Annotated in this window: 13 protein-coding genes and 1 pseudogene; 7 read left to right on the forward strand and 7 right to left on the reverse strand. The window is 50.1% G+C overall.

The genetic code is table 11. From position 1 onward, the window contains the following. Positions 1-6: 6 nt before the first annotated feature. Entirely contained in the window at positions 7-1,122 is a 1,116-nt protein-coding gene (malK, locus tag K0335_RS09765; protein ID WP_000179181.1) for a maltose/maltodextrin ABC transporter ATP-binding protein MalK, read from the reverse strand. Between the two features lie 377 nt (positions 1,123-1,499). Here malK and malE point away from each other — a divergent pair, with 377 nt between their 5' ends. From malE to xylE, 4 genes are all read left to right on the forward strand, one after another. Further along, a complete protein-coding gene (gene malE, locus K0335_RS09770) occupies positions 1,500-2,690 on the forward strand; it encodes a maltose/maltodextrin ABC transporter substrate-binding protein MalE (RefSeq protein WP_000695373.1) in 1,191 nt (396 codons plus the stop codon). 153 nt (positions 2,691-2,843) lie between these two features. Then, on the forward strand, positions 2,844-4,388 hold the full coding sequence (gene malF / locus K0335_RS09775) for a maltose ABC transporter permease MalF (protein WP_015953923.1): 1,545 nt from the start codon (positions 2,844-2,846) through the stop codon (positions 4,386-4,388). A 12-nt stretch (positions 4,389-4,400) separates the two neighbouring features. Further along, positions 4,401-5,291 carry a maltose ABC transporter permease MalG gene (gene malG / locus K0335_RS09780; protein WP_001252083.1) on the forward strand — a complete coding sequence of 297 codons (891 nt, stop codon included), beginning with the start codon at positions 4,401-4,403 and terminating at the stop codon, positions 5,289-5,291. 388 nt (positions 5,292-5,679) lie between these two features. Then, positions 5,680-7,155: a D-xylose transporter XylE gene (gene xylE, locus K0335_RS09785; protein WP_219393804.1), complete on the forward strand. Its 1,476-nt coding sequence runs from the start codon at positions 5,680-5,682 to the stop codon at positions 7,153-7,155. A 43-nt stretch (positions 7,156-7,198) separates the two neighbouring features. On the opposite strand, the gene psiE is transcribed toward xylE, so the two are convergent. Further along, a complete protein-coding gene (gene psiE / locus K0335_RS09790; protein ID WP_000202902.1) occupies positions 7,199-7,609 on the reverse strand; it encodes a phosphate-starvation-inducible protein PsiE in 411 nt (136 codons plus the stop codon). Between the two features lie 214 nt (positions 7,610-7,823). On the opposite strand from psiE, the gene K0335_RS09795 reads away from it, so the two are divergent. Beyond that, positions 7,824-8,102: a periplasmic protein gene (locus tag K0335_RS09795; RefSeq protein ID WP_001295279.1), complete on the forward strand. Its 279-nt coding sequence runs from the start codon at positions 7,824-7,826 to the stop codon at positions 8,100-8,102. A 46-nt stretch (positions 8,103-8,148) separates the two neighbouring features. Here K0335_RS09795 and K0335_RS09800 read toward each other — a convergent pair whose 3' ends face one another. The 5 genes from K0335_RS09800 to pgi all read right to left on the reverse strand — a co-directional run bounded on the left by K0335_RS09800 (position 8,149) and on the right by pgi (position 13,978). After that, on the reverse strand, positions 8,149-10,245 hold the full coding sequence (locus K0335_RS09800) for a YjbH domain-containing protein (RefSeq protein ID WP_104919849.1): 2,097 nt from the start codon (positions 10,243-10,245) through the stop codon (positions 8,149-8,151). Continuing rightward, positions 10,245-10,982, reverse strand: coding sequence for a capsule biosynthesis GfcC family protein (locus tag K0335_RS09805; protein WP_104919848.1), 738 nt, complete (start codon positions 10,980-10,982; stop codon positions 10,245-10,247). The genes K0335_RS09800 and K0335_RS09805 overlap by 1 nt, the downstream gene beginning before the upstream one ends. After that, positions 10,979-11,617 carry a YjbF family lipoprotein gene (locus K0335_RS09810; protein WP_002433024.1) on the reverse strand — a complete coding sequence of 213 codons (639 nt, stop codon included), beginning with the start codon at positions 11,615-11,617 and terminating at the stop codon, positions 10,979-10,981. Before K0335_RS09810 ends, K0335_RS09805 begins: the two co-directional genes overlap by 4 nt. Positions 11,618-11,731: 114 nt before the next feature. Further along, on the reverse strand, positions 11,732-11,974 hold the full coding sequence (yjbE, locus tag K0335_RS09815; protein ID WP_000757333.1) for an exopolysaccharide production protein YjbE: 243 nt from the start codon (positions 11,972-11,974) through the stop codon (positions 11,732-11,734). 354 nt (positions 11,975-12,328) lie between these two features. After that, entirely contained in the window at positions 12,329-13,978 is a 1,650-nt protein-coding gene (pgi, locus tag K0335_RS09820) for a glucose-6-phosphate isomerase (RefSeq protein ID WP_104919847.1), read from the reverse strand. A 292-nt stretch (positions 13,979-14,270) separates the two neighbouring features. Here pgi and lysC point away from each other — a divergent pair, with 292 nt between their 5' ends. After that, a complete protein-coding gene (gene lysC / locus K0335_RS09825) occupies positions 14,271-15,620 on the forward strand; it encodes a lysine-sensitive aspartokinase 3 (RefSeq protein ID WP_001112915.1) in 1,350 nt (449 codons plus the stop codon). 144 nt (positions 15,621-15,764) lie between these two features. Beyond that, positions 15,765-16,694: pseudogene (locus K0335_RS09830) on the forward strand (zeta toxin family protein). The last annotated feature ends 36 nt before the right edge of the window (positions 16,695-16,730 follow it).

Raw genomic sequence — 16,730 nt, forward strand, 5'->3', positions numbered from 1 at the left:
GAATGCTTAAACGCCCGGTTCCTGATGCAGTCGACGACATGCAGTGCCATCTTCACGGAACAGATGACAACGCTCTGGCGGCAGGCCGATAGCGAATGTGGCACCCTCTTCTACCAACACCACGTCAGTCTGGCGGTACACCAGGTTTTGACGTATTGAAGGGATCTGGATATGAATTTGCGTTTCGTTGCCCAGTTGCTCTACCACCTGCACCACGCCTTCCAGCGTGACATCAGCGATATCACTCGGTAACAGGTGCTCAGGGCGAATACCTAATGACATGTTGGCCCCAACCTGGACATCGCGGCTGTCTACCGGCAACCAGACTTGCTGGCGATTTGGCATCGGCAGTTCAACTTGCACTTGATCGATGGCGAGCGCGGTCACTTTCACTGGCAGGAAGTTCATCTTCGGTGAACCAATAAAGCCCGCGACAAAGCGATCCGCCGGATAGTGGTAAAGTTCCAGCGGCTTGCCGACCTGCGCCACACGACCGGCATCCAGCACCACGATTTTGTCCGCCAGCGTCATTGCCTCGACCTGGTCATGAGTGACATAAATCATGGTGCGGCCCAGACGTTTATGCAGGCGGGAGATTTCGATACGCATCTGTACGCGCAGCGCGGCATCAAGGTTGGAGAGCGGTTCATCGAGTAAAAACACACTGGGTTCCGCCACCAGCGTACGGCCTATTGCCACACGCTGACGTTGCCCACCAGAAAGCGCCTTTGGTTTACGATCCAGCAGATGTGCCAGTTGCAGCACCTCAGCGACCTGATTAACTCGCTGGTTAATCACCTCTTTTTTAGCGCCCGCCAGCTTCAGGCCAAACGACATGTTTTCCGCAACCGAGAGATGGGGGTAAAGCGCATAGGACTGGAACACCATACCGACACCGCGTTCTGCAGGCGGCACGTCGTTCATCCGCTTTTCCCCGATAAACAAGTCTCCACTGGTGATGGTTTCTAACCCGGCGATCATACGTAGTAATGTTGATTTACCGCAGCCTGATGGCCCGACAAACACCACGAACTCTCCTTCGTGGATGTCGAGATTGATATCTTTCGATACCACCACTTCGCCCCAGGCCTTCGTTACATTTCGTAGCTGTACGCTCGCCATGCCCTTCTCCCTTCGTTACAACCTGTCATCGACAGCAACATTCATGATGGGCTGACTATGCGGCATCAGATGATTAGGTAAATCCTCCACCCCCCAGCTTTTTTATGGGGGAGGAGGCGGGAGGATGAGAAAGCAGGTACTGCGACGGATGGCTGGCAACCAGGAGGAATTTCGTGACCCCCGTTGCAAAAAACATGTCTATTTTATGTGCGCCACCCCGCATTACGCTCATTTATGCAACACAGATCACATAAAGCAGCAATGGGGCGTAGGGGAAAGGAGGATGGAAAGAGGATGTCATAGAAAGAAACTAAAGACCGTTAAGCGACCTCTGCGTATCCACGAGCAATATACACAAATGGAAAAGGACGGGTTATATGAAAATTAAAACTGGCGCACGCATCCTTGCTTTGTCGGCCCTGACAACACTGATGTTTTCCGCCACGGCACTCGCCAAAATTGAAGAAGGCAAGCTGGTCATCTGGATTAACGGCGATAAAGGCTATAACGGCCTGGCTGAAGTCGGTAAGAAATTCGAGAAAGACACGGGTATCAAAGTCGTTGTCGAACATCCGGATAAACTGGAAGAGAAGTACCCGCAGGTAGCTGCTACTGGCGACGGCCCGGATATTATTTTCTGGGCGCATGACCGTTTTGGTGGCTATGCACAGTCTGGCCTGCTGGCAGAAATCTCCCCGGATAAAGCCTTCCAGGACAAACTCTATCCCTTCACCTGGGATGCCGTTCGTTACAACGGCAAACTGATCGCCTACCCGATTGCGGTTGAAGCGCTGTCTCTGATTTACAACAAAGATCTCGTTCCGAACCCACCGAAAACCTGGGAAGAAATTCCGGCACTGGATAAAGAACTGAAAGCGAAAGGTAAGAGCGCGCTGATGTTCAACCTGCAAGAACCGTACTTCACCTGGCCGCTGATTGCCGCTGACGGTGGTTACGCCTTCAAGTATGAGAACGGCAAATACGACGTGAAAGATGTCGGTGTGGACAACGCAGGGGCGAAAGCCGGTTTAACCTTCCTGGTTGATCTGATCAAAAACAAACACATGAACGCAGACACCGATTACTCCATCGCAGAAGCTGCCTTTAACAAAGGCGAAACAGCGATGACCATCAACGGCCCGTGGTCATGGAGCAACATCGATAAGAGCAAAGTGAACTACGGCGTGACGCTGCTACCAACCTTCAAAGGTAAGCCGTCTAAACCGTTCGTTGGTGTTCTGAGTGCCGGTATTAACGCCGCCAGCCCGAACAAAGAACTGGCGAAGGAGTTCCTCGAAAACTACTTGCTGACCGATCAGGGTCTGGAAGAAGTGAATAAAGACAAACCGCTGGGCGCTGTTGCACTGAAATCTTATCAGGAGCAGTTAGCGAAAGATCCGCGTATTGCCGCCACCATGGATAACGCCCAGAAAGGCGAAATTATGCCGAATATTCCGCAGATGTCTGCCTTCTGGTATGCGGTACGTACTGCGGTAATTAACGCTGACAGCGGTCGTCAGACTGTCGATGAAGCCCTGAAAGACGCGCAGACTCGTATCACCAAGTAATGCTGTGAAATGCCGGATGCGGCGTGAACGCCTTATCCGGCCAACAAAACCGAAACGAATGTAAGCCTGATAAGACGCGTCAGCGTCGTATCAGGCGGTTGTTGTCGGATGCAGCGTAAACGCTTTATCCGTTCTGGAATGAGGAAGATCCCCATGGATGTCATTAAAAAGAAACATTGGTGGCAAAGCGACACACTGAAATGGTCAGTTATTGGTCTGCTAAGTCTGCTGGTGGGATACCTTGTTGTTTTAATGTACGCACAAGGGGAATACCTGTTCGCCATCATGACGCTGATTTTAAGCTCTGCTGGCCTGTATATTTTTGCCAATCGTAAGACTTACGCCTGGCGCTATGTTTACCCTGGTATGGCGGGTATGGGGCTATTTGTCCTGTTCCCATTAGTTTGTACCATCGCTATTGCTTTTACCAACTACAGCAGCACTAACCAGCTGACTTTTGAACGCGCGCAGGAAGTGTTGTTAGACCGTACCTGGCAGTCAGGAAAAACCTATAACTTTGGCCTTTATCCAGCGGGTGATGAGTGGCAACTGGCCCTTACTGATGGAGAAAGTGGCAAATATTATCTTTCTGATGCCTTTAAATTTGGCGGCGTGCAGAAGCTACAACTGAAAGAGAGCGATACGCTTCCTGAAGGCGAACGCGCAACACTGCGCGTTATCACGCAAAACCGCCAGGCATTAAACGATATCACCGCCATATTGCCTAATGACAACAAAGTGATAATGAGTTCGCTGCGCCAGTTTTCCGGCACGCAGCCGCTCTACACGCTGTCTGAAGATGGCACATTGACCAATAATCAGAGCGGCGTGAAATATCGCCCGAACAATGAGATTGGTTACTACCAGTCACTGACCGCTGATGGTCACTGGGGCGATGAAAAATTAAGTCCCGGTTATACCGTCACCACCGGCTGGGACAATTTCTCCCGCGTCTTTACCGATGAAGGTATTCAGAAGCCGTTCCTGGCCATCTTCGCCTGGACCGTGGTGTTCTCAGTGTTAACAGTTTTGCTGACCGTCGCGGTAGGCATGGTGTTGGCCTGCCTGGTGCAATGGGAAGCGTTAAAAGGTAAAGCGATATATCGCGTATTGCTGATATTGCCCTACGCCGTGCCGTCATTTATCTCGATTCTGATCTTCAAGGGGTTGTTTAACCAGAGCTTCGGTGAAATCAACATGATGCTCAGTTCGCTGTTTGGCATTAAACCGGCCTGGTTCAGCGATCCGAATACCGCCCGTTTGATGATTATCATCGTCAATACCTGGCTCGGTTATCCATACATGATGATCCTGTGCATGGGCTTGTTAAAAGCGATTCCTGACGACCTGTATGAAGCATCAGCAATGGACGGTGCGAGTCCGTTACAGAACTTCTTCAAGATCACATTACCGCTGTTGATCAAACCGCTGACACCGCTGATGATTGCCAGCTTCGCCTTTAACTTCAATAACTTTGTGCTGATTCAGCTGTTGACTAATGGCGGACCTGATCGACTCGGCACCACCACGCCAGCCGGTTACACCGACTTGTTAGTTAGCTACACCTACCGTATCGCCTTTGAAGGTGGCGGGGGGCAGGACTTTGGGCTTGCGGCAGCGATTGCCACGCTGATCTTCCTGTTGGTTGGTGCACTGGCGATTGTGAATTTGAAAGCCACGCGGATGAAGTTTGATTAAGGAACAATAGATATGGCAATGGTCCAACCTAAATCGCAAAAACTGCGTTTATTCATCACCCACGTAGGGTTACTGGTTTTCATCGCAGCAATTATGTTCCCGTTGCTGATGGTTATCACCATCTCCCTGCGCGAAGGTAACTTCGCCACGGGTAGCCTGATCCCGGAACATATCTCCTGGGAGCACTGGAAACTGGCATTAGGTTTCAGCGTAGAGCACGCCGACGGTCGCGTCACGCCACCACCTTTCCCGGTACTGTTGTGGCTGTGGAACTCGGTAAAAATTGCTGGCATCACCGCGCTGGGTATTGTGGCGCTTTCCACCACTTGCGCCTACGCCTTCGCCCGAATGCGTTTTCCGGGGAAAGCAACACTGCTGAAAGGAATGTTGATTTTCCAGATGTTCCCGGCAGTGCTTTCGCTGGTGGCATTGTATGCATTGTTTGATCGCCTCGGCCAGTACATCCCGTTTATTGGTCTGAACACTCATGGCGGTGTGATTTTCGCCTACCTCGGTGGTATTGCCCTGCATGTCTGGACAATTAAAGGCTATTTCGAAACCATTGATGGCTCACTGGAAGAAGCTGCGGCGCTGGATGGCGCAACACCATGGCAAGCCTTCCGTCTGGTACTACTGCCATTGTCAGTACCGATTCTGGCAGTCGTGTTTATTCTGTCGTTTATCGCCGCAATCACCGAAGTTCCTGTCGCATCACTGTTGTTGCGTGATGTAAACAGCTACACGCTGGCTGTTGGTATGCAGCAGTATCTCAACCCACAAAACTATCTGTGGGGCGACTTTGCTGCAGCGGCGGTGCTGTCAGCCATTCCTATCACTCTGGTTTTCCTGCTGGCCCAACGCTGGCTGGTCAACGGCCTGACGGCGGGTGGTGTGAAAGGTTAATTGTTGTCGATATTTAGCTGTAACCCAGCCCGGAAACGGGCTATGCCACTGCACCCTCAAGTCTGTTATTCCATCTTGTGACTGTTATTCGGCGCTCCACGGAGCGCCATTTTTTCGTCCAATCACAAGTTTTATTATTCAACGATTAATATTTTCCAATATACAAAATTTATTACGTTATATGTTTTTATACTTACGATAATTCTTATTCGTGCTCTGAGTCACGGCAACACTCTTTTTTTCATCAATTGCAACAAATTTTCCGAATTAAGATCACAGAAAATACATAACGTAAAAGCGTTGTAAAAAATGATAATTGTCATAACTGCCAGACAATTCCAACATCAATGTACTGATAAAATAATGGAATAGCCTAAGGCAGGTCTGAATGAGTACCCAGTATAATTCCAGTTATATATTTTCGATTACCTTAGTCGCTACATTAGGTGGTTTATTATTTGGCTACGACACCGCCGTTATTTCCGGTACTGTTGAGTCACTCAATACCGTCTTTGTTGCTCCACAAAACTTAAGTGAATCCGCTGCCAATTCCCTGTTAGGGTTTTGCGTAGCCAGCGCTCTGATTGGTTGCATCATCGGCGGTGCCCTCGGTGGTTATTGCAGTAACCGCTTCGGTCGTCGTGATTCACTTAAGATTGCTGCTGTCCTGTTTTTTATTTCTGGTGTAGGTTCTGCCTGGCCAGAACTTGGTTTTACCTCAATAAACCCGGACAACACAGTGCCTGTTTATCTGGCAGGTTATGTCCCGGAATTTGTTATTTATCGCATTATTGGCGGTATTGGTGTTGGTTTAGCCTCAATGCTCTCGCCAATGTATATTGCGGAACTGGCTCCAGCTCATATTCGCGGGAAACTGGTCTCTTTTAACCAGTTTGCCATTATTTTCGGGCAACTTTTAGTTTACTGCGTGAACTATTTTATTGCCCGTTCCGGCGATGCCACCTGGCTGAATACTGACGGCTGGCGTTATATGTTCGCCTCGGAATGTATCCCTGCACTGCTGTTCTTAATGCTGCTGTATACCGTTCCAGAAAGTCCTCGCTGGCTGATGTCGCGCGGCAAACAGGAACAGGCGGAAGGTATCCTGCGCAAAATTATGGGCAACACCCTTGCAACTCAGGCAGTACAGGAAATTAAACACTCCCTGGATCATGGCCGCAAAACCGGTGGTCGTCTGCTGATGTTTGGCGTGGGCGTGATTGTAATCGGCGTTATGCTCTCCATCTTCCAGCAATTTGTTGGCATCAATGTGGTGTTGTACTACGCGCCGGAAGTGTTCAAAACGCTGGGGGCCAGCACCGATATCGCGCTGTTGCAGACCATTATTGTCGGAGTTATCAACCTCACCTTCACCGTTCTGGCAATTATGACGGTGGATAAATTTGGTCGTAAGCCACTGCAAATTATCGGCGCGCTCGGAATGGCAATCGGTATGTTTAGCCTCGGTACTGCGTTTTACACTCAGGCACCGGGTATTGTGGCGCTGCTATCGATGCTGTTCTATGTTGCCGCCTTTGCCATGTCCTGGGGTCCGGTATGCTGGGTACTGCTGTCGGAAATCTTCCCGAATGCCATTCGTGGTAAAGCACTGGCAATCGCGGTGGCGGCCCAGTGGCTGGCGAACTACTTCGTCTCCTGGACCTTCCCGATGATGGACAAAAACTCCTGGCTGGTGGCCCATTTCCACAACGGTTTCTCCTACTGGATTTACGGTTGTATGGGCGTTCTGGCGACACTGTTTATGTGGAAATTTGTCCCGGAAACTAAAGGTAAAACCCTTGAGGAGCTGGAAGCGCTCTGGGAACCGGAAACGAAGAAAACACAACAAACTGCTACGCTGTAATCTTCCTGTCCAGCACGCCGCGCCAGTTCGGCGTGCTGTCTTTTTACTCCCGCTTCAGCCGTTTCGAATTACACAGCCATAAGGTGATCACCAGTAGCAGGATCGCTGCCGAGTAGATCAACACATCCAGCGGTGATTTATGATCGACGATGATCAAGCGCACAATGGCGGTGATCCCGATATAGACAAAGTAACGTAAGGGAAAGTGAAAACCGGACTGAAAGTACTTCACAATCAGCGCGATAAATTCGAAATAGAGAAAGTAAACCACCAGCCCTTCCACCAGCTCATATTTGCTGGTTTGTTCTGGCGCGAACAGCACATCAGCCAGATGCACCGTTTCTTTGCCGAGGAAGACAACCAAAATCAGGCCGAGACACAACAGGCCAAGATTGAGAACGGTCTGCAAAATGGTGGAGATAAACTCCACGCGCGGACGAGAGAGTGACGTCATAGCAGTACCTCCTTCACAATGGCGAGCTTCCTGTATAACGCAAAAATGTGACGGAGATCTATATTTTTTGTGTATGTTTTGTTCAGATCGATTAAGTGGGCATCTCCCAACCAACGTCGCATCTGGCAAAACACACAGCCCAAAAAATCACCCATTCAGGTGATTCCCAGCCACCAGCAATGCGCGAAAAATCGACAATGTTCCTCTGGAACAAATGAAACGTAACCTGATAAAGGTGGTAAAAATGAAGCCTTATTTTGCTGCTTTGATGTTATCAGTCTCTGTCCTTCCTGCTTATGCTGGTCCACTCGGTACTGCTGATAAAGCCGACCTACCGCAAAGCAATGTCTCCAGCCCAATGATGGCCCAGTCGCTCAGGCAACCAGACCTGCAACCAATATCGACGGACAGGAAGACAGAATGTTTTCGCCTTTACACACCAGATCGCAAACCGGGGGTGAACTGCGTTCCTGATGGCTCGACAGGCCATTAAGAATGAAGGTGCCAGTGAGTGCGAAAACTGGCACCTTTCCCATGACTTAGCGGAAATTGACGCTTCGGTCGCTGGTCATGTCATACAACTGGAACTTACGCCCAAGTTGCTGACCACCGTCACGCGTCAGCGGCGTCCAGCCAATTGCTGCACGGCTACGAGTCGGGCCAGACGAGAAGAGATCCAACGGTACAGAGACATACACGCCTTTGGTGAAGTCCCCTTCGCCGTACTCCTCTTTCGAAACATTCGTGATCGTGGCATACCCACCCACTACCACGCCGCTGTCAAAGCGTTTGGCGATTTCCAGCGTGCCGCCTTTATCCCCTGCCAGATATTGCCCGACGCTGGCTTTCACTAACACATCCTGAGCGAAAGATGGCGTCCAGTAGGCGGTCAAATGACCAGTTTTCACGCTGTAATCGGTGAATTTCATCATATCTTTTGCGCTACGCCAGTCGCGCTGTTTAACGTAGTTAGCATCCAGACCAAACGCCCAGTTGCTATCCAGCGGGCGATACAACACCTCTGCCCCCACGCCGCCAAACATGGTTTCGAGATAACCACCGTAGACCTGACCGTAGAAGCCGTTGCCCAGATGCTGGAAGTAGTTGGCTTGCAGGTTATTCACATAGACATCATTCTGCACATACTCACGCACATGGGTACGAACGCGCGGTAAGTGCGAGTCCTGCGGTGGATTGGTGTAATTAAACTTGTCGTAATTGTTCGCCAGGTTAGCAAACAGACTACCGGTGGTCAGCAGATGGTCCGTCAGCCACAAATCCGCCGTTCCTATCACGCCCAGCTGGTACATGTAAAAGTTTTCCGGGCCACCGACCGACTGGTTCAGCACCGGATCGATATGGAAATCAAAGCGTGATTTGTCTATATACCAGCCCTGCTCGGTGGACGCAGGAACTACCGGCTCGACGCGTTTTTGCGCCAGCGTCGTTTCGTGGCCCAACGGCTCTCCGGCAAGATGATTTTTCAGGCTGGCTACATCGGTTTCCGTCGTCACCTGCGGCATGTTAAGGCGATTTTCTGTAACGCGGATCGTCTTGATCCCCTCCGGCAGATCGTTCATCACGATCCGATTAGCACGGATGATCCCTTCACGCGAATCACGATATTTCACCTGCTCACCGGTGACGTACAGCGTATCGCCTTTCGTCTGGATCTGCGGATCGGCCAGTCCGGCGTTGTATTTCAACAGCGTTAACTGATTCGCCACCACCGAATGCTGCAAAATGGCATCCTGCGGCTGCGGTTGATATTGCGGACGGGCGTTATCATTGTAGGACGGGCGTAGATCGTTAAAGTTGGTACGCAGCGTGACGCCAAACATAAAGGTGTTACCGCGTTCATAGCTAAGGTTAACATCGGCCCAATCGGTAACGCGATAAATCGCCCCGACGTTAAACTTACTTTTTTGCTCCAGCTTCCCGGCAAAATCCTGCTGATAATTATTGCCTTCATACTCCAGTTTCAGACGCAGCGGCTGCCAGGGCGTCTGGTATTCCACGCCGCCAAACAGTGAGGCCGGACCGTGGAACATCTGACTACCGTCGATAGATCCCGCTTGTTTGTAGCTGTTATCGCGATAGCAATATTTGTCACTGGCTGAACAGAGCGGATTTTTCACGTTACCGCTGGTGCCCAGATATCCCCAGCCCAGGCCGAGCGTAAAATCGAATGGCCCCCAGGCTTTGCTGGCGACAAGATATTCCGCATCGAACAGCCCCGTACCGCCGATATCCCGCGCACCAACCGCCACCTGTGGCAGCCAGTAACTCTCTTCCCATAAACGCAGTTTGAGATCGAAGGCTTTATCTTTATACGTTTGATCACCAGAGAACGCTTCGACGCTGCTGTACTGCCGAGTGCGCACGTCGGTATAACGCAGCGTTGTTTCCAACCACGGGAAGAGTTGCACTGAAGCTGAGTAATAACGGTACTGATCGTTATCGCGATAGTTCAGACTCAACTCCCCTTCCCGCGCCATGCGCGCGGTAGGTGTTTGTAATAATCCTACACCACCGAAATCCGATTGCGACGGACCAATGGGCGCAGGATATGTTTCGCCATAGCAAGCCGTGCTAATGCCCAGCGCCAGTAAACTAAGCAGATGTCTTTTTTTCATTATTGCGGTATCCGCTGCGTCAGAGTCTGAAGAATGTCAGCGTTAAGGGCATCAGGCGTCTCACTCCAGACAGAGTCCGCGAGGCCAACATATATAATGCTGCCGGGCATCGGCTCTACGTGACGCTTGTTCCAGTAAGCCACCGGCGCTTTTTGCGTGCGTCCATCCGGGTAAACCACCCACGCGTAGCTGCGATCCGCACCACTAAGCAGACTTTGCCCGGAGAGATAGCTCGCCACGTCGCGACCGGGAGTGAATGGCTGCTTGCCAGGACGGCTGATAAGCCCAAACAACGTGACCGTGGACGGCGGTGGTCCGACCCACAGCGTGTAGTTGCCCTGCAACGGCGGGTTACCGCGTTCGGCAACGCGCACGATATCAGGATCAAGATTGATTTTTTGTCTGCCCGTCACCTTCAACGCCTGAATTTGCTGGCGTAAGGCGTTAATGGCGGCGGCATCGTCGGTGCTGGATTCTGAGGCCAGTTCTGCCAGCCTTGTCAGCAACGCCTGCTGCTGCCGTAATGCCGCCGCCGTTGCCAGCTCTTCGCTAATCACCGCACCGGGCCACCAACTGTTTGCGAGCCGCGGTTGACCTACCAGATCAATTAAATGCTCTGCGCCTGTCAGCGTTTTGGCCTCATTGCTGCCATTACTGAACACTTTGACGGTGCCTGCCGCAAAGACCGATGACGCTCCCACGCTCATAATCAACGCAGCAATAGTTTGTTTAATCATTGTTTTGCCGCCTTGATGAGAGTGGTTTTCACCGGGAAATAATCCGCGCCGAGATACTGTTCCGACTGGCGAATTTGCCCTTCGCTGTCGATCCAATAGCGGTTATGCCAGTGCGCCTGGTCGGTGGAGACTTCTTCGTCCAGCACACGAACCGGAGTTTCATCGCTACCGACTTTGACGGTATCGGTGCCATCCCATTTGAAAACCGAGCGTGCGGTGGCGTAGCGCACCTGCTGGTACTCGGTCCAGCCCATCGTGCGCGTCCAGGTTGCGCCATCAACAATTTGTGCGGGTTTTATCAGCGGGTCGGCGGCAAGGTTATTCACTTCAATCAGGTTGTCGCCGCCAAGCAAAGTCTTCACCAGACGACCATGTTGTGTGACGAGAGTGGCCTGATCCTGAGTGACCCATTTTTGTTGCCCGTCTTCAGCGAAGGCCAGCACCACAAACAACTGCGGCCCGCCATTAAGCTGCATGTACTGGCTGGCGTAGGGCATATTTTGAATATCATCGTCCGTCAGCTGTACGCCTGGCGTACCGAACAGACTGTCCCACAGTGAATTGCCCAGCTCTTTAGTCGTGGCTGAACAGGCCTGTAATAGCAGGCAGATAAGAATGAGTGCAGGTCGCTTCACGACTCTTCTCCAGAGGGGCAGAATAACCACACCGGAGTGTGGTTATGGTTAATCCCCGTCATACTTCAAGCCACAGATGCGATGACTCGAATTATTTTGGGGATACATACTTTATTACTGGGTACTGGTGGTCGTGGTTGTTGTGGTCCCGGTATTAGAACCATCACCGCCACCGGTTGCCGCGAGCGCGACACCTACCGCCGAGCTTACGGTGCTGACGCTGGTCGCGGAGGAACTACCCGCCGAAACCGACGTTGCTGCCGACCCTGCCGCTTCGCCCACCTGTACAGGTGCAGCCCACGCAGAAGTCGCCGCAAGCGCAGATATGGCAAAAATGCCATACAGAACTTTTTTCATAACAATTTCCCTTCATTGAATGAATGGAGATTTACCCAAAAACATTTCGGGCGGGATCGAGTATACACAACTAAAGCATGCGAATTACGGTGAGGGTAATTAGTGATGGGGTTTTAAGATAATTGGAATGATTATCAAATATAAGTTTCACCTTATATATAAATAACATTGAAAACCATAAACTTAAAATAAAACAAAAAGGAATGAACCTGCGTATTTTCCGAAATCAACCACAATTAAAAATCTATTTTAGGATTAACCTCACGGTATGATTTCTGTTAAATCACAGACAAGGGGATTTATCTGATAAAACAATGCCGACTTATAGTCGGCATTGTTATTAAGGTTATTTAATTAACCGCGCCACGCTTTATAGCGGTTAATCAGACCATTGGTTGAGCTATCGTGGCTGCTGATTTCTTTGTCATCTTTCAGCTCTGGCAGAATACGGTTCGCCAGCTGTTTACCCAGCTCCACGCCCCACTGGTCGAAGGTGAAGATGTTCAGGATCACGCCCTGAGTAAAGATTTTGTGCTCATACAGCGCAATCAACGCACCCAGGCTGAACGGAGTGATTTCGCGCAGCAGGATGGAGTTAGTCGGGCGGTTACCTTCGAACACTTTGAACGGTACCACGTAGCCAAGCGTGGCCGGATCTTTACCCTGATCGCGATATTCCTGCTCAACCACTTCGCGGGATTTACCAAACGCCAGCGCTTCGGTCTGAGCGAAGAAGTTAGACAGCAGTTTCTGGTGATGATCAGAGAGCGGGTTATGGGTGATAGCCGGGGCGATGAAATCGCACGGCACCATCTTCGTACCCTGGTGGATCAGCTGGTAGAACGCGTGCTGACCGTTCGTGCCAGGTTCACCCCAGATAATCGGGCCAGTCTGGTAATCCACAACGTTACCGTTACGGTCAACATACTTACCGTTGGACTCCATATTGCCCTGCTGGAAGTACGCCGCAAAACGGTGCATATACTGGTCATACGGCAGAATCGCTTCAGTTTCCGCGCCAAAGAAATTGTTGTACCAGATGCCAATCAGCGCCAGCAGTACAGGCAGGTTTTTCTCTGCAGGCGTGGTGGAGAAATGCTTGTCCATCGCGTGTGCGCCAGAAAGCAGTTCAACGAAGTTATCAAAGCCGATGGAGAGAACAATCGACAGGCCAATCGCTGACCACAAAGAGTAACGGCCGCCGACCCAGTCCCAGAACTCGAACATGTTGGCGGTATCAATACCAAACTCGCCAACGGCTGTGGCATTGGTGGAGAGCGCCGCAAAGTGTTTCGCAACGTGTTTTTCATCACCTGCCGCTTTCAGGAACCAGTCACGCGCGCTATGGGCGTTGGTCATAGTTTCCTGAGTGGTGAAGGTTTTAGACGCTACCAGGAACAGGGTGGTTTCCGGGTTTACTTTTTTCAGCACTTCCGCGATGTGAGTTCCATCGACGTTAGAAACAAAGTGCATGTTCAGGTGATTTTTGTACGGACGCAGTGCTTCAGTCACCATGTATGGGCCGAGGTCAGAACCGCCGATCCCGATGTTCACTACGTCAGTGATTGCTTTGCCGGTATAGCCTTTCCACTCACCAGAAATAATCGCTTCCGAGAAGGTTTTCATCTTCTCCAGCACCGCGTTGACTTCCGGCATAACATCTTTGCCATCAACCAGAATCGGGGTATTGCTACGGTTACGCAGCGCTACGTGCAGAACAGCGCGGTTTTCGGTGCGGTTGATCTTCTCGCCAGAGAACATCGACTTAATCGCGCCAGCCAAATCACACTCTTTCGCCAGATCCTGTAATTTCGCCAGCGTCTCTTCAGTGATGCGGTTTTTGGAGTAATCCACCAGCATCTGATCGTCGAAGGTTGCGGAGAACTTAGAAAAACGATCGCCGTCTTTAGCAAAAAGATCGGCGATCGTAACGTCTTTCATTTCATCGAAGTGTTTCTGTAGTGCCTGCCAGGCCGCGGTCTGCGTTGGATTGATATTTTTCATTAGCAATACTCTTCTGATTTGAGAATTGTGACTGTGGACGATTGTAGCGCCAGTCACAGAAAAATGTGATGGTTTTAGTGCCGTTAGCTCGGCGAACTGCGAAAGAGGATAAAAAGTATAGCTGTTATAAGCACAGTTTCTGAGCATCCCCGCTGCATGAAAAATCCGCATAATCCCAGCGTTGACAGCCTCCCCCGCACCTTTTATTTATAAATACGGTTTGCGCCTGCACCGGTTTCAGTTCTGCCTTTGTGCCATGGTCGCTTCTTTCACTCCCTGACACGAGGTAGTTATGCCCGATATTGTTGTCTCTAAATTTGGTGGTACCAGCGTTGCTGATTTTGACGCCATGAATCGCAGTGCTGACATTGTGCTTTCTGATACCAATGTACGTTTAGTCGTCCTCTCAGCTTCCGCCGGGATCACTAATCTGTTGGTGGCACTGGCTGAAGGTCTGGAACCTACTGAACGTTTCGAAAAACTCGATGCTATTCGCAATATTCAGTTCTCAATTGTAGAACGTCTGCGCTACCCCAATGTCATCCGTGATGAGATTGAACGGCTGATGGAGAATATTACGGTGCTGGCGGAAGCAGCTGCGCTGGCAACTTCTCCGGCATTAACAGATGAACTGGTCAGCCACGGCGAACTGATGTCTACCCTGCTGTTTGTGGAGATTCTGCGTGAACGCAATGTTCAGGCTCAGTGGTTCGATGTGCGTAAAGTGATGCGTACTAATGATCGTTTTGGCCGCGCAGAACCAGATATTGCTGCGCTGGCGGAACTGTCTGCGCTGCAATTGACCCCACGTCTCAGTGAAGGTTTAGTCATCACCCAGGGCTTTATTGGTAGTGAAAGTAAAGGGCGCACTACAACACTTGGTCGCGGCGGTAGTGACTACACCGCAGCACTGTTGGCAGAAGCATTACACGCTGCTCGTGTCGATATCTGGACAGATGTTCCGGGAATTTATACTACTGATCCGCGCGTTGTGCCTGATGCTAAACGAATTGATGAAATCGCCTTTGAAGAAGCGGCTGAGATGGCAACCTTTGGTGCCAAAGTACTTCATCCGGCAACGTTACTGCCTGCAGTGCGCAGCGATATCCCGGTGTTTGTCGGTTCCAGCAAAGATCCTCGTGCTGGTGGCACTCTGGTGTGTAATAAAACCGAAGACCCGCCATTGTTCCGTGCGCTGGCGCTTCGTCGCAATCAGACTCTGCTCACTTTGCACAGCCTGAATATGCTGCATTCTCGCGGGTTTCTTGCAGAAGTTTTTGGCATTCTCGCACGGCATAATATTTCGGTTGATTTGATCACGACCTCTGAAGTTAGTATCGCATTGACTCTCGACACTACGGGTTCGACGTCAACGGGAGATACCCTGTTAACACAATCCCTGCTGATGGAGCTGTCTGCACTGTGCCGGGTAGAAGTGGAAGAAGGTCTGGCGCTGGTGGCATTGATTGGTAATGACCTGTCAAAAGCCTGCGGCGTTGGCAAAGAGGTCTTTGGCGTGCTGGAACCGTTTAATATTCGCATGATTTGCTATGGTGCTTCCAGCCATAACCTGTGCTTCCTGGTGCCAGGCGAAGATGCCGAGAAAGTTGTGCAGAAGCTGCATTTTAATTTGTTTGAGTAATATTTTCCTACTGGCGTATAACGCTCACCAATTGTTATACGCCATCCTCACTGAAAACATAGATCAAATAATATCTGAAAAATAAAATCACTCCTGTAGAACAGTATTATAATCACCGAAAAATATCATTTAACAGGAGTGTTAATGGCTGCATTAATGGAAAAAGATGCTCTTTTAAACGGAGCCAGTCAGTGCATCGCGTTTTTATCAAATATCGTTGATAATCGCTCCATTTCGTCATGTCAGGATTCAGTCGATGATCTCACACGATTAGTCGGCTATCGCGATTATCTTTATTCCACTCCAGCTGAATTTGTTGATTTTACACCGGGAAAGAGTCACCTTCAGCAGGTAAGAACTCAATATCAGCGTGAATTCAATAATACTGCACATTCAGAAAATAAAGTATCTTTTGATTCTATTTGGCAGCGTCTGACAAATCATGAAGTCACACCGCAACAGCATCCCATTGGTTTTGTTTTAGGTGGGCAACCCGGAGCGGGTAAATCATCGCTGATTGAATTAGCAAAAAGGGAAACAAAGAATAATATAATGATTATTAACGGTGATGATTTCCGGTTTCTACACCCTGATTTTAATTATATCTACCAAACTTATGGGGATGATTTTGTTACCCATACGGCGAAATTTTCCGGCGAAACGGTCGAACGAGCAATTGAGAGAGCGATAGTCGGTAAACTCAACATTGTTGTCGAAGGAACATTTCGTAATGCCGCTACGCCGCTACAAACATTAAAAAAACTCAAAGATGCAGGCTACCAAACAAACGTCATGATAAAAACCACCTCAGCGACGGTAAGCTGGGAAAGCACCAATGAACGGTATAATAAGGACAAAGAGGCGGGAAATATCGCCCGAAAAGTGGATAAAAACCACCACGATCTCGTCACCGATTTGCTGGCAGAAAATGCCAGCAAGGTGTTTGCTTCGAACCTGGCAGATAAGTTTGCGGTGTATTCGCGTAAGAAGATGATATTTAGTTCATAAGCGGCAACGAATGACAATATTGCGACGCTTATCCAGAATGAAATCAGCGGGAATTCACAAGAATAATAAGGGCTGATGGCGTGAAATAACGCCGGGAATTAC

Origin of the sequence: Escherichia sp. GZ89 (assembly GCF_019366485.1) — a bacterium.
In the GTDB taxonomy this organism is placed as follows: Bacteria; Pseudomonadota; Gammaproteobacteria; order Enterobacterales; family Enterobacteriaceae; genus Escherichia; species Escherichia fergusonii.

Excerpts from the sequence above, each read along its gene's own strand:
- K0335_RS09805 (WP_104919848.1), bottom strand. The coding sequence starts at position 10,982 with ATGATTAAACAAACTATTGCTGCGTTGATTATGAGCGTGGGAGCGTCA.
- malF (WP_015953923.1), top strand. The coding sequence starts at position 2,844 with ATGGATGTCATTAAAAAGAAACATTGGTGGCAAAGCGACACACTGAAA.
- malE (WP_000695373.1), top strand. The coding sequence starts at position 1,500 with ATGAAAATTAAAACTGGCGCACGCATCCTTGCTTTGTCGGCCCTGACA.
- K0335_RS09800 (WP_104919849.1), bottom strand. The coding sequence starts at position 10,245 with ATGAAAAAAAGACATCTGCTTAGTTTACTGGCGCTGGGCATTAGCACG.
- K0335_RS09795 (WP_001295279.1), top strand. The coding sequence starts at position 7,824 with ATGAAACGTAACCTGATAAAGGTGGTAAAAATGAAGCCTTATTTTGCT.
- malK (WP_000179181.1), bottom strand. The coding sequence starts at position 1,122 with ATGGCGAGCGTACAGCTACGAAATGTAACGAAGGCCTGGGGCGAAGTG.
- pgi (WP_104919847.1), bottom strand. The coding sequence starts at position 13,978 with ATGAAAAATATCAATCCAACGCAGACCGCGGCCTGGCAGGCACTACAG.
- lysC (WP_001112915.1), top strand. The coding sequence starts at position 14,271 with ATGCCCGATATTGTTGTCTCTAAATTTGGTGGTACCAGCGTTGCTGAT.
- xylE (WP_219393804.1), top strand. The coding sequence starts at position 5,680 with ATGAGTACCCAGTATAATTCCAGTTATATATTTTCGATTACCTTAGTC.
- psiE (WP_000202902.1), bottom strand. The coding sequence starts at position 7,609 with ATGACGTCACTCTCTCGTCCGCGCGTGGAGTTTATCTCCACCATTTTG.
- malG (WP_001252083.1), top strand. The coding sequence starts at position 4,401 with ATGGCAATGGTCCAACCTAAATCGCAAAAACTGCGTTTATTCATCACC.
- yjbE (WP_000757333.1), bottom strand. The coding sequence starts at position 11,974 with ATGAAAAAAGTTCTGTATGGCATTTTTGCCATATCTGCGCTTGCGGCG.